This window comes from Vreelandella sedimenti (assembly GCF_013416325.1).
GTDB lineage: Bacteria > Pseudomonadota > Gammaproteobacteria > Pseudomonadales > Halomonadaceae > Vreelandella > Vreelandella sedimenti.
Genome location: NZ_JACCGK010000024.1, coordinates 21148 through 33994, shown reverse-complemented (window position 1 = coordinate 33994; position 12847 = coordinate 21148). Strand labels below are relative to the sequence as shown.

10 protein-coding genes are annotated in these 12847 nt (G+C 52.4%); 8 read left to right on the top strand and 2 right to left on the bottom strand.

The annotated features are described in order from the left end of the window. The first annotated feature begins 59 nt into the window (after window positions 1-59). The 5 genes from clpP to HZU72_RS21250 all read left to right on the top strand — a co-directional run bounded on the left by clpP (window position 60) and on the right by HZU72_RS21250 (window position 7154). A complete protein-coding gene (clpP, locus tag HZU72_RS21270) occupies window positions 60-677 on the top strand; it encodes an ATP-dependent Clp endopeptidase proteolytic subunit ClpP (protein WP_180095704.1) in 618 nt (205 codons plus the stop codon). 75 nt (window positions 678-752) lie between these two features. Further along, window positions 753-2033 (top strand): ATP-dependent Clp protease ATP-binding subunit ClpX, encoded by a 1281-nt coding sequence (gene clpX, locus HZU72_RS21265; protein WP_022523306.1) that lies wholly within the window; start codon window positions 753-755, stop codon window positions 2031-2033. 295 nt (window positions 2034-2328) lie between these two features. Further along, entirely contained in the window at window positions 2329-4740 is a 2412-nt protein-coding gene (lon, locus tag HZU72_RS21260) for an endopeptidase La (protein ID WP_180095702.1), read from the top strand. A 194-nt stretch (window positions 4741-4934) separates the two neighbouring features. Further along, a complete protein-coding gene (gene hbs / locus HZU72_RS21255) occupies window positions 4935-5207 on the top strand; it encodes a non-specific DNA-binding protein Hbs (protein WP_007114333.1) in 273 nt (90 codons plus the stop codon). Window positions 5208-5333: 126 nt separating this feature from the next. Further along, window positions 5334-7154, top strand: coding sequence for a SurA N-terminal domain-containing protein (locus tag HZU72_RS21250; RefSeq protein WP_180095700.1), 1821 nt, complete (start codon window positions 5334-5336; stop codon window positions 7152-7154). An 82-nt stretch (window positions 7155-7236) separates the two neighbouring features. On the opposite strand, the gene HZU72_RS21245 is transcribed toward HZU72_RS21250, so the two are convergent. Next, window positions 7237-8010: a UDP-2,3-diacylglucosamine diphosphatase gene (locus tag HZU72_RS21245; RefSeq protein ID WP_180095698.1), complete on the bottom strand. Its 774-nt coding sequence runs from the start codon at window positions 8008-8010 to the stop codon at window positions 7237-7239. Between the two features lie 13 nt (window positions 8011-8023). Beyond that, window positions 8024-8524 carry a peptidylprolyl isomerase gene (locus HZU72_RS21240; RefSeq protein WP_180095696.1) on the bottom strand — a complete coding sequence of 167 codons (501 nt, stop codon included), beginning with the start codon at window positions 8522-8524 and terminating at the stop codon, window positions 8024-8026. 155 nt (window positions 8525-8679) lie between these two features. On the opposite strand from HZU72_RS21240, the gene HZU72_RS21235 reads away from it, so the two are divergent. The 3 genes from HZU72_RS21235 to osmF all read left to right on the top strand — a co-directional run bounded on the left by HZU72_RS21235 (window position 8680) and on the right by osmF (window position 12824). Further along, a complete protein-coding gene (locus tag HZU72_RS21235; protein ID WP_180095694.1) occupies window positions 8680-10359 on the top strand; it encodes a glutamine--tRNA ligase/YqeY domain fusion protein in 1680 nt (559 codons plus the stop codon). A gap of 19 nt (window positions 10360-10378) precedes the next feature. Further along, entirely contained in the window at window positions 10379-11782 is a 1404-nt protein-coding gene (gene cysS, locus HZU72_RS21230) for a cysteine--tRNA ligase (protein WP_180095692.1), read from the top strand. A gap of 115 nt (window positions 11783-11897) precedes the next feature. Beyond that, complete coding sequence (osmF, locus tag HZU72_RS21225; protein WP_286902847.1) at window positions 11898-12824, top strand: glycine betaine ABC transporter substrate-binding protein OsmF; 927 nt, start codon at window positions 11898-11900, stop codon at window positions 12822-12824. Window positions 12825-12847 lie beyond the last annotated feature (23 nt).

Here is a 12847-nt window from a genome sequence, read left to right as displayed (position 1 = left end):
ACGTGGCGCACCTATATGTCGGTGCGCCTTTCCCTTCCCGGACGCAAGGAATCACCTGAATGAGTGAGTTTGATATTCAAAACGCCGGCGGTTTAGTGCCCATGGTGGTTGAGCAGAGCGCCAAAGGGGAAAGAGCCTACGACATTTACTCACGCCTGTTAAAAGAGCGTGTGATCTTTTTGGTAGGCCCTGTAGAAGACTACATGGCTAATCTGGTTGTTGCCCAACTGCTGTTCCTGGAATCGGAAAACCCCGATAAAGATATTCACCTGTATATTAACTCACCAGGTGGTTCGGTCACCGCGGGTATGTCGATTTATGACACTATGCAGTTTGTGAAGCCGGATGTCTCTACGGTGTGTATTGGTCAGGCGGCCAGCATGGGTGCACTGTTATTGACAGCGGGTGCTGCTGGCAAGCGTTTCTGCCTGCCCAACTCACGCGTCATGATTCACCAGCCGCTGGGTGGTTACCAAGGCCAAGCGTCTGACATTGAAATTCATACCCGTGAAATTCTGGGTATTCGCGAGAAGTTGAACCAAATTCTTGCCCACCACACGGGCCAGGAAATTGACGCTGTCTCACGTGATACCGATCGGGATAATTTCATGAGCGCCAATCAAGCCAAAGAGTATGGCCTGATTGATGCAGTGCTGGATAAGCGGCCTACATCCTGATAGCGTGATAGGATTCTGCTTTATCTAACGAGCTTTTCCGGCGGCGAAAGCCGCCGCAGTGATAGAGGTATGCGAATGGCCGACGGCAAAGGCAAAGACGAAGGTGGCAAACTGCTCTACTGCTCGTTTTGTGGCAAAAACCAAAACGAAGTACGTAAGCTGATTGCGGGCCCATCCGTCTATATCTGCGATGAGTGTGTCGACTTGTGTAATGACATCATTCGCGAAGAAGTTCTCGAAGCCGATGCCGAGAGCGATGAGGAGCGTTTACCTACGCCACGCGAAATACGTCATACGCTTGATGACTACGTTATCGGACAGGATCGCGCCAAAATGGTGCTTTCCGTAGCGGTATATAACCACTATAAGCGTTTGAAAACAGATGTACGCGACGGCGACGTAGAGCTGGGTAAATCAAACATTCTGTTGATTGGCCCCACCGGTAGCGGTAAAACGCTGCTTGCGGAAACCATGGCACGGTTACTGAATGTACCTTTTACCATTGCGGATGCAACCACGCTGACGGAAGCCGGCTATGTTGGTGAAGATGTCGAAAACATCATCCAGAAGCTATTGCAGAAGTGCGATTACGACGTCGAGAAAGCCGAGCGTGGCATTGTTTATATCGATGAAATCGACAAGATTTCACGTAAGTCGGATAACCCTTCTATTACCCGTGATGTCTCGGGTGAAGGCGTTCAGCAAGCACTGCTGAAGCTTATTGAAGGAACGACAGCTTCCGTGCCGCCTCAAGGCGGACGCAAACACCCCCAGCAGGAGTTTGTTCAAGTCAATACGGGCAACATTCTGTTTATCGTAGGCGGTGCTTTTGCAGGGCTGGATAAAGTTATTCGTGACCGCGCTGAGAAAGGCGGCATCGGCTTCAATGCGGCGGTGAAAAGCAAAGAGTCCTCCCGTGGGGTGGGTGAACTGCTGGCCGACGTAGAGCCTGATGATCTGGTTAAATTTGGCTTGATTCCAGAGTTTGTGGGGCGTCTGCCCATCATCGCAACACTGATGGAGCTCACGGAAGACGCCCTGGTGCAGATTCTTACAGAACCGAAGAATTCGCTGGTTAAGCAGTACGCCAAACTGTTTGAAATGGAAGATGTAACGCTAGAATTCAGAGATGAAGCGTTACGTGCAGTGGCTGAAAAAGCCATGGAGCGTAAGACAGGTGCTCGCGGACTGCGCTCTATTCTAGAGTCGGTACTGTTGGATACCATGTACGAAATTCCTTCGCTTGAAGGTGTTAGCAAGGTCGTCATCGACGGATCTGTGATAGCCGGAGAAAGCGAACCTCTGTTGATCTACTCTCAGCAGGAAGATGCACGTGTCGACGGCACTGATGGTTAGTGGCTAGTCGAGTATCGCGGCCCAGCTTCAACCGCTTGCGCTAAATCAAGGGGTCGCCAAGGCGACCCCTTGTTGTTGTAGGGTGTTCTTGTAGAGCTCTGCTGTAGAGAGAGCCCTTATAAAGCGTGTTGTGAAGCCTGGTTCTCTAGCTAGAGAGCTATAAAGCCTAATTCGTGAAGTGTTACTGCCTAGCCTATTCAATGCTAACGTCTAGACGCCAGCATTTTGAAAAGTGTGCAGTACTTTTCTAAGTACTCTTTTAAGTACTCATCCGATTTGTCGAGGAACGTCTGCGATGCAGCAGAACGCCGAACAGACACAATGTCTACCCCTTTTGCCATTGCGCGATGTGGTTGTTTATCCGCAAATGGTCATACCCCTTTTTGTAGGTCGTGAAAAGTCTATCCAGGCGCTCGAAGCGGCGATGGAGGCTGATAAACGTGTGCTACTGGTGGCTCAGCGTGAAGCGTCTCAAGATGAGCCTGACAATGCGGATCTTTACGCTATGGGCACCGTGGCCGATATCATGCAACTGCTTAAGTTGCCCGATGGCACGGTCAAGGTACTCATTGAGGGGAATTTCCGAGCGGATGTTCTCAATGTCGAAGAGAATGCCGCAGGCTACACCCAGGCGCATTTAACGCCCCGAGAGAGTGAACCGCTGACCAGTCGTGAACAGGAAGCGCTGGTACGAGTGTTGCTCAATCAGTTCGAGCAGTACGTCAAACTCTCCAAAAAAGTCCCCAACGAAGTGCTTAATTCGCTGTCGGGGATTGAAGATCCAAGCCGCTTGGTGGACACCATTTGTGCCCACCTGTCGCTTAAAATTGGCGACAAGCAAGAGCTGCTTGAGATGGATCGGGTGCGCGATCGTATTGAGCATCTGATGGCGCTGATCGAGTCTGAAATCGACCTACTGCAAGTAGAGAAGCGCATCCGCTCGCGTGTCAAAGAGCAGATGGAAAAGACCCAGCGCGAGTACTACCTCAATGAGCAGATGAAAGCTATCCAGAAAGAGATGGGTGAGCTGGATAATGTGCCCAACGAGACTGAGAAGTACGAGCTGGCGATTAAAGAGTCCGGTATGCCGAAAGAGGCGTCTGAGAAAGCCACTCAAGAGCTTAATAAGCTTAAAATGATGGCCTCAAACTCCGCTGAAGCGACCGTAGTGCGTTCCTACCTGGATTGGTTAGTCGCTGTTCCATGGAAAAAGCGTACCCGGGTAAAGCATGATCTCGTCAAAGCGCAGCAGGTGCTTGATGAAGATCATTACGGCCTGGAGGAGGTCAAGGCGCGCATCCTGGAATATCTTGCCGTACAGAAGCGCGTGCGCAAGATGAAAGGCCCAGTGCTATGTCTCGTCGGGCCGCCTGGGGTGGGTAAGACCTCGCTTGGCCAGTCCATTGCCCGTGCCACCAATCGTAAATATGTACGCTTAGCCCTGGGGGGCGTCCGCGATGAGTCGGAAATTCGCGGCCATCGGCGTACCTATATTGGCTCATTGCCAGGCAAGTTGATGCAGCGGATGAGCAGAGCAGGGGTTAAAAACCCGTTATTTCTTTTGGATGAGGTCGACAAGCTGGGCATGGATCACCGCGGTGACCCTGCCTCTGCGCTGCTCGAAGTGCTCGATCCTGAACAGAACAACAGCTTTAGCGATCACTACCTGGAGCTTGATTACGATCTCTCTGAGACGCTGTTCATCTGCACTGCTAACTCGATGAATATTCCCAGTGCATTGCTTGATCGCATGGAGATTATTCGTCTGCCGGGTTACACCGAAGATGAGAAGCTGGCGATCGCTAAACGTTACTTATTACCTAAGCAATTAGCCGCAAACGGCTTGAAAAGCGATGAGTTAACGCTGGAAGATAGCGCACTTTTAGAGCTTATTCGTTACTACACGCGAGAGGCGGGTGTGCGTGAGCTAGAAAGGCAGATTGCCAAAGTGTCGCGTAAAGTGCTGCGAGAACGGCTTGAAAAAGAGCGTGAGCCGCAAGTTGACCAGACAGGGCAGAGCTTAACGGCTGAGCAAATTGAGCACTATGCAGGCGTTCGCCGCTACAGCTACGGCTTAGCGGAACAAGACGATCAGATCGGCCGAGTGACAGGGCTTGCCTGGACATCGGTGGGCGGCGAATTACTTAACATCGAGTCTGTTGTGACGCCGGGTAAAGGGCGAATTAACAAGACCGGTTCACTTGGCGATGTAATGAAAGAGTCGGTGAGTGCCGCTCATACGGTGGTGCGCGCCAGGGCAGAAGCGTATGGCATTGATCCCGAGCGGTTCGAAAAAGAGGATCTGCATATCCACGTTCCTGAAGGGGCAACGCCTAAAGATGGACCCAGCGCAGGTATTGCCATGGTGACGGCGATTGTTTCCGCATACACCCAGCGTGCGGTACGCTGCGACGTGGCAATGACCGGTGAAGTCAATCTGCGCGGTGAGGTATTACCGATAGGCGGGTTGAAGGAGAAATTGCTGGCAGCCCGTCGCGGTGGTATAAAGACAGTGCTAATTCCTGAAGAAAACCGCCGTGATCTCAAGGAAGTACCTGACAATATCAAAGGCGCATTGGATATTCGTCCGGTACGCTGGATAGATGATGTCTTAGCCGTAGCGCTAGCTGATAAGGTAGAAGACGGTGCACCATTGAAAAGTACCGAAGCATCGTTTAGTAATACCGTTGTTGCTAGTACCCATTAAGCTGTTAAAGTCCTCGCTGGTCTTTAATTTTACTTAATATTTGCCCGCTGCTTTGGGTAGCGGGTATCTCGCGGCATGGTTGCTTGACAGATGTTTCAAGGCATTGCTATAAAACGCAGCTATGCTTTGATCGTCGTATCCATCGGTGACCATGCCGTTCAGAGCCATTTTTTGAAACAGTCAAGGGGTGAAGAGTGAATAAGTCCGAGCTGATTGAAGCCATTGCCGCGTCTGCAGATATTCCGAAAGCAGCGGCAACCCGCGCATTGGATGCCATGGTGGAGTCTGTCACCGATAGCCTTAAGAAAGGCGAAAGCGTATCTCTGGTAGGTTTTGGTACCTTCGCGATCAAAGAGCGTGCTGCTCGTACTGGCCGTAACCCACAAACGGGTCAGCCAATCCAGATCAGTGCCGCCAAAGTACCCAGCTTCAAAGCAGGTAAAGCGCTGAAAGACGCCGTCAACTAATTTGACCGCGTTTGCTGTAACCTAATGGGCGCATCGCATTGGCGATGCGCCCATGTTATTTTCTGGCCCACTTTTTATTTGGGTTTAGCGGGCCGATCTGTTTGGCTGTGACTATCTGAGGCTAGCATGCTGCAAAGTATTCGAGATGGCTCCAGGAGCTGGGGTGCCAAAATTATTATCGGTGTCATGGTCGCGGCCATGGCACTTTTCGGGATTGAGTCACTGTTTGGGCTTTTTGGCAGCGATCCGGACGAAGTGGCGAGCGTCAACGGACAGCCGATTATGCGTCAGCAAGTTGAGCTAGAGGTTCAGCGCGCGCTGCGTTCAGGGCAAGTGCCGCCTGAGCAAGAGCGTGCCTTGCGCAACGATATGCTTGATCAGCTTATCACTCAGCAACTGCTGTCCCAGTATGCAGAAGAGGGTGGTTTTGCCGTTTCTGAACAGCAATTGGATCAGTTAATTGTCAGCCTGCCGGAATTTCATGATCAGGATGGCCGTTTTTCTGCAGAGGTGTTCCGAAATCGTCTCGCCGGTGCTGGCTATACACCGATCTCCTTTCGTGAAGAGTTACGCGTCGATATACAGCGACAGCATTTACAGCAAGGCTTAGCCTTCAGTGATTTTAGCCTGCCGAACGAGCAAGATCGCCTAGCCAAATTACAGCGCCAGCAGCGTAGTTTCCGCTATATAGTGCTGGATGGTGACGATGTGGACGCCGATATCAGCGTTAGCGATGACGATCTCCAAGCATATTACGATGCCCACCAGGAGCGTTATGAGCGCCCAGAGCAGGTGCGTCTTGAGTATGTGCTGATTGATCGCCAGGCCATGGCAGAAGGCCGTGACGTGGATGAAGAGGCTTTGCGTGACGCCTGGCGCGAGCAAAATCGCGATGCTGACCGCCGTGTGTCTCATATCATGATCACCTTTGGCAATGAGCGCACTCGCGATGAAGCGCAGCAATTAGCCGAGACCGCTCGGGAAGCGCTGGACAGCGGTGATTCGTTTACAGATACCGCCTTGCGCTATTCTGACGACACGGCTAGCGCAGAAGAGGGCGGTGATCTTGGTGTGATCAGCCGTGGCTTCTTTGGCGACGCCTTTGACGAAGCGGCCTTTGGTCTCGAAGAGGGCGATGTATCCCAACCTGTTGAGTTGGATAACGCTTTCCACATTATCCAGGTGACGGACATTCAGGGCCCTACTTTTGAAGAGCAGCGCGATGAGCTAGCGCGGGAAGTGGCGCTGCGTGACATAGATGATGAGTTTAACCAGCGGGTTCAACAACTGATCGATGAAAGCTTCGCTGCCGACGACTTGCAGAGCGTTGCCGATGAACTCGACCTAACGCTGCAGGAGAGTGATTGGCTTGCTCGTGATGATGAGGCTGACGGGGTGCTATCTGAACCTGGCGTAATGTCGGCGGCCTTTAGCAACGACGTATTTGAAGAGGGCTACAACAGCGAAGTGATTGAGCTGGATCAGGATCGTCGCTTGGTACTGCGGGTTGCTGAGCAGCGTGATGCGACTCTGCTGCCGCTTGATGAAGTGCGCGAAGATGTTGAAATGTCAGTGGCCGCAGAACAGCAGCAAGAGGCGCTGAGTGAAGAGGCGCAAGCGTTGGTTGCAAGTTTGCGAGACGGTCAGTCGGCAGATGTTGATTGGCTCGAAGCCAACAGCGTAAGCCGCCAAGCCGATAGCACTGTGCCTCAACTGATTGTACAGGAAGTCTTCCGCATGGAACGCCCTGAAGAGGGTGAGAACGTCTATCGCACGGTTGAACTGCCGCAAGGAGTGGCTGTGGTAGCGCTTGATAGCGTCAGTGTAGGTGAGGTCGATGAGCAGATGGAGACATTTGTTTCGCAAATGGCAGAGCAGTTGCGTGCCCAATCGGTGTTGCAGGGATTGATTGATGACCTGCGCAGCGATGCCGATATAGAGCGCTAGAGTCGCTTAAGGTCAAGTTAAAAGCAGCAAGAGCAAAAAAGCCGATCACATGATCGGCTTTTTTTATACCCGTAAACCGCGGTCAGGAATCAGGTAGTTCCGTTAAAGAGAACTGACGTAGTCGAGGTACCGTATGGTCGGCCCGCTCAATGATAATATCCCAGCCGTGCTGGGCATCCCAGTCACCTAGTACATAGCGCTTGGCAGGCACGTCTTCAACAGTCAAGTCATGTACTTTGGGGCGGTGGGTGTGACCGTGGATCATGGTAGTCAAGCCGTGGTGCTCCATCAGCGCAATGACTTCTTGTGGCGTCACATCCATAATCGCTTCAGCTTTATTAGCATTGGCTTCGCCAGATTGAGTACGCAAGCTCTGAGCAAGTGCTACACGTTGTTCCAAAGGTAGCGCAAGCATCTGCGCCTGCCACTCTGGATTGCGCGACTGCTTGCGGAAAGCCATATACGCTTCATCCTGAGTACACAAACTATCGCCGTGTAGCAGTAAAACGGGAATGCCTTGGATTTCCACTTCCTCAATATCCGGTAGCAGAAATGCCTGGCACGCATTTATAAAGCGTTCGCCCAGCAGAAAGTCTCGATTGCCGTGCATTAGGTACACCGCAGTACCGTCGCTGCTAAGTCTGCGCAAATGGCGAATTACTTCATGTGCAACAACGCTAAGCGGATGTGTATTGGCGTCAAGTAGATCATCGCCAATCCAGGCATCGAAAAGATCCCCAAGAATATAAAGCGCGTCGGCTCCAGGAGCAGTGTGCTCTAAGTAGCGGTAAAACCCCTGATTGATCTCGGGGGTATCGCTACTTAGATGAAGGTCGGCAACAAGCAGTGTGCGCATAAGGCTCCCGGCGTTATTCCGCGTCTTTGACGTACGCGCGCTCAATAATGACATCTTCAGAGGGGACGTCGGCGTGCATGCCGCGGCGAGACGTGGCTACGTTTTTAATCTCATTGACCACATCCATCCCGTCAACGACTTCACCAAATACCGCATAGCCCCAGCCTTGAAGGCTTTTACCGCTGTGATCAAGAAAACTGTTATCGCCCACATTGATAAAAAACTGCGCAGTGGCAGAGTGGGGATCCTGGGTGCGTGCCATGGCCAGGGTGCCAACGGTATTTTTCAAGCCGTTGTCTGCTTCGTTGTCGATAGGGTCGCGGGTCGGCTTTTGGTTGAACTCCTTATCGAAACCACCCCCTTGCACCATGAAGCCGTCAATGACGCGATGGAACAGGGTGCCATCATAAAACCCGTCGTGCACATACTGTTCAAAATTCGCCGCACTAATTGGCGCTTTTTCGTGGTTAAGAGCGATGGTGATGTCACCGTGGTTCGTTTGTAATACGATCATAGATAAATTCCTGTTCAATAAAGGCGTTCGCCTTGGCGCTGTGCATCGGCGTCACGTTATAATAGCGGTTTTGCCCTGCACCGCGAAGGGCCATAGGAGTATCCTATGTCCTCACGGCTCAGCACGCCATTCACCACGAGGTTATCAACACCATCATGACCAACGAGACCACCCCAGCGCCGAACTTCATTCGCAACCAAGTACGCGACGAAATCGAGGGCGGCCAGGTCACTAAAATCGTGACGCGCTTCCCCCCGGAGCCCAATGGCTTCCTGCATATCGGCCATGCGAAGTCGATCTGTCTAAATTTCGGGTTGGCGGAGCAACTGGGTGGCGAGTGTCATCTACGTTTTGACGACACCAACCCTGCCAAGGAAGAGCAGGCCTACATCGATGCGATCAAAGAGGACGTCAGTTGGCTAGGCTTTGAATGGGCAGGCCCGGTGCGTTTTGCGTCTGACTATTTCGATCAGCTCTATGCCTGGGCGCAGCACTTAATGCGTGAAGGCAAAGCCTACGTTGACGACCTGTCGCCGGATGAAATCCGCGAGTATCGCGGTACTTTAACAACGCCGGGTAAGCCCAGCCCTTATCGCGAACGCAGCGTCGAGGAGAACCTGGATTTGCTCGCGCGCATGCGTGAAGGTGAGTTTGGCGAAAGTGAAAAGGTCGTGCGCGCCAAGATTGATATGGCCTCACCCAATATCAATCTACGTGACCCGATTATTTACCGTATTCGTCATGCCAGCCATCACCAGACTGGCGACAAGTGGAAAATCTATCCCTCTTACGACTTCACCCATGGTCAGTCGGATGCTATTGAAGGTATTACCCACTCGATCTGCACCCTGGAATTCGAAGATCACCGCCCGCTGTACGAGTGGTTTTTAAATAATCTGCCGGTTCCCGCGAAACCGCGCCAGATTGAGTTTGCACGGCTGAATCTCGACTACACCCTGACCTCCAAGCGCAAACTGAAACTGCTGGTTGACGAAAAAATTGTCGATGGCTGGGACGATCCGCGTATGCCGACGATCTCCGGCATGCGTCGCCGTGGCTATACGCCAGCGTCAATTCGTAAATTCTGCGAGATGATTGGCGTTACTCGTTCCGACGGTGGCCTGGTGGATATCGCCATGTTGACCCACGCCATTCGCTCGGATCTTGAAGACAATGCCCCGCGCGCCATGTGTGTGTTAAAGCCGCTGAAAGTCGTGCTCACCAACGTGCCGGAAGATCACCAGGAGGTGTACGAAGTCCCTGGTCACCCCGCCCGTGAAGATATGACGGCGCGTAAGGTGCCGTTTAGCCGCGAACTGTATATCGACCAAGACGACTTTATGGAAGATGCGCCTAAAAAGTTCTTCCGCTTGGCACCAGGTAAAGAAGTACGCCTGCGCAATAGCTATGTGATTCGCTGTGACGAAGTGATCAAAGACGCCTCCGGTGAGATCAGCGAACTGCACTGCTCGGTCGACTTCGATACGCTGGGTAAAAATCCCGAAGGGCGTAAGGTCAAAGGCGTTATTCACTGGGTCAGCGCTGCCCATGGCGTGCCAATGGAAGTCCGTCTTTACGACAACCTGTTCACCGTTGAACAGCCGGATCGCGATAAGGATGTCGATTTTCTAGAGCATCTTAATCCGGAGTCGCTGGTCGTTTGCCAAGCCATCGGAGAGCCAAGCTTAGCCTTCGCAACGCCCGAGTCACGCTTCCAGTTCGAGCGCGTCGGCTATTTCTGCGCTGACCGCCATGACTCTACGCCAGAGCATTTGGTGTTTAACCGTACCGTGGGGTTGAAAGATAGCTGGGCTAAAATCAAGCAGAAGGGCTAAAACAAACATGGATAGCCATATGCATATTTACAATACGCTGACGCGTCGCAAAGAACCTTTCACCCCGCTGGAAGCGGGTAAAGTGAGCATGTATGTCTGCGGCATGACGGTGTATGACTACTGCCACCTAGGGCACGCTCGCGTCATGGTCGCCTTTGATGTCATCACCCGTTATCTTCGAGAGCGCGGCTATGACGTTAACTACGTGCGCAATATTACCGACATTGACGACAAGATCCTCAAGCGCGCCGACGAAAATGGCGAAAGCATCACTGCGCTGACAGAGCGCATGATTGATGCCATGCACGAAGACGAGGCGCGTCTATTTGTATTGCCGCCCAGCCATGAACCCCGTGCCACCGGCCATATCGCCGATATTGTGGCAATGATTGAAACGCTGATTGAAAAAGGCTTTGCCTACGCGGCCGATAACGGTGATGTCTACTATCGGGTGCGAAAATTTGCTGATTACGGCAAACTCAATAACCGCCAGTTAGACGATATGCGTGCAGGCAGCCGGGTTGATGTGGATATCCATAAAGAAGACCCGCTCGATTTCGTGCTCTGGAAGGCAGCCAAACCAGGGGAGGCGCACTGGGCGTCGCCCTGGGGTAACGGCCGGCCTGGCTGGCACATCGAGTGCTCGGCGATGTCGACCTGCTGCCTGGGTGACACTTTCGACATTCATGGCGGCGGGCCGGATTTAACCTTTCCGCACCATGAAAATGAGATCGCTCAATCCGAGGCGGCCACTGGCAAAACCTACGTCAATACCTGGATGCACGCCGGGGCTGTGCGGGTGAACCAGGAAAAGATGTCCAAATCCCTGGGCAACTTCTTTACCATTCGCGACGTGCTGGCCGAGCACGACCCAGAAGTGGTGCGTTTTCTGCTGGTGGCGAGTCACTATCGTAGCCCGATCAACTACTCGGTTGATTCACTGACTGAGGCGCGTAAATCGCTAACGCGCTTGTACACCGCGCTGGAAGGTCTGGAGCCAGGCGAGGCAAATAGTGATGCAAGCGATGACGCTTCAGCTCATCGTGAGCGCTTCACTCAGGTAATGGACGATGACTTCAATACCCCCGAAGCCCTGGCGGTGATGTTTGAGCTGGCTCGCGAGGTCAATCGCGCCAAGCAGGAGCAGCCTAATAAAGCTGCCAAACTGGGGGGCGAGTTAAAGCAGCTTGGGTCTATTTTGGGGCTTCTTCAGCAAGTACCACAAATGTTCTTAAAAGGCACGCAGCAGCAGGGTATGCCGCTCAGCGAGAGCGAGATCGAAGCGAAAATTGCTCAGCGCATTGAGGCTAAGGCGAATAAAGACTTCGCCCAAGCGGATGCGATCCGCGATGAGCTTGCCGCTTTAGGGATTATTCTTAAGGACTCCCGAGAAGGCACGTCTTGGGTATTAGAAGCACCTTAACCCAAAACCTTTATCTCTCGTTGGTGGCTTATGCGCTAACTTAAACGCTGATGGCTCTTATAATGACTATAAGAGCCTCAGTCGTTTAAATGCCCACTTCAAAAGGAATTCAAAGATGCGCTTTTCAGCAAATCCTTTCATTGCTATGCCCTTAATCGCTGCTTGCACCGTATCCCTCGCGGCATTCTCTCAAGTCAGCGCTAACGAGCCCGTGGTGGTATCGTCCAAAATCGATACAGAAGGCTCGGTTCTGGGCGAACTGATTATTCAAACGCTGGAACGCCACGATATTGCCACTGAAAACCGTTTGCAGCTGGGCGGCACTAGCGTTGTCCGCACTGCGCTTGAAGCGGGCGAGATTGACCTTTATCCGGAATACACGGGTAATGGCGCATTCTTTTTCGATATGACCGACAGTTCAGTATGGAATAATGCAGATCAGGCTTATGAAACAGTGCGTGAGCGTGATGCGCAGCAAGGCCTAATATGGCTGCAGCCTGCCAGCGCTAATAACACTTGGGCAATGAGCGTCCGCGAGGATGTCGCCGAGGAAAATGAGCTGGTGAGTCTAGAAGATCTAGCCGCCTATTTGGCTGACGGTGGCGAGTTCAAATTTGCTGCAAGCGCTGAGTTTGTCGAGTCTTCACAAGCACTGCCCGCATTTCAGGAAGCCTACGGTTTTGAGTTAAGTGACGATCAACTGTTGGTGCTCTCTGGTGGTAATACCGCCGCTACCATGCGTGCGGCCGCCCAACAGACCAGCGGTGTTAATGGCGCGATGACCTATGGCACGGACGGTGGCTTAAGTGCGCTGGGGCTGGTCGTGCTGGAAGATACCAAGGGTGTGCAACCGGTCTATCAGCCTGCCCCCGTGGTGCGTGAAAGTGTACTTGAAGCCTATCCAGAAATAGAAGCGCTGCTCAATGAGGTTTTCACTAGCCTTGATCTGGTCACTCTGCAAACGCTCAATGCCGATGTCGCCGTTAACGGGCTGTCTCCATCCCAAGTGGCTAGCGACTATCTCGATACGCTTAATAATTAATGCCTGGTAATCTTATAATTTAA

What these genes read in the sequence shown, in the direction of transcription:
- clpX (WP_022523306.1), top strand. Translation starts at nt 753, where the DNA reads ATGGCCGACGGCAAAGGCAAAGACGAAGGTGGCAAACTGCTCTACTGC.
- HZU72_RS21235 (WP_180095694.1), top strand. Translation starts at nt 8,680, where the DNA reads ATGACCAACGAGACCACCCCAGCGCCGAACTTCATTCGCAACCAAGTA.
- lon (WP_180095702.1), top strand. Translation starts at nt 2,329, where the DNA reads ATGCAGCAGAACGCCGAACAGACACAATGTCTACCCCTTTTGCCATTG.
- clpP (WP_180095704.1), top strand. Translation starts at nt 60, where the DNA reads ATGAGTGAGTTTGATATTCAAAACGCCGGCGGTTTAGTGCCCATGGTG.
- HZU72_RS21240 (WP_180095696.1), bottom strand. Translation starts at nt 8,524, where the DNA reads ATGATCGTATTACAAACGAACCACGGTGACATCACCATCGCTCTTAAC.
- HZU72_RS21250 (WP_180095700.1), top strand. Translation starts at nt 5,334, where the DNA reads ATGCTGCAAAGTATTCGAGATGGCTCCAGGAGCTGGGGTGCCAAAATT.
- cysS (WP_180095692.1), top strand. Translation starts at nt 10,379, where the DNA reads ATGCATATTTACAATACGCTGACGCGTCGCAAAGAACCTTTCACCCCG.
- osmF (WP_286902847.1), top strand. Translation starts at nt 11,898, where the DNA reads ATGCGCTTTTCAGCAAATCCTTTCATTGCTATGCCCTTAATCGCTGCT.
- HZU72_RS21245 (WP_180095698.1), bottom strand. Translation starts at nt 8,010, where the DNA reads ATGCGCACACTGCTTGTTGCCGACCTTCATCTAAGTAGCGATACCCCC.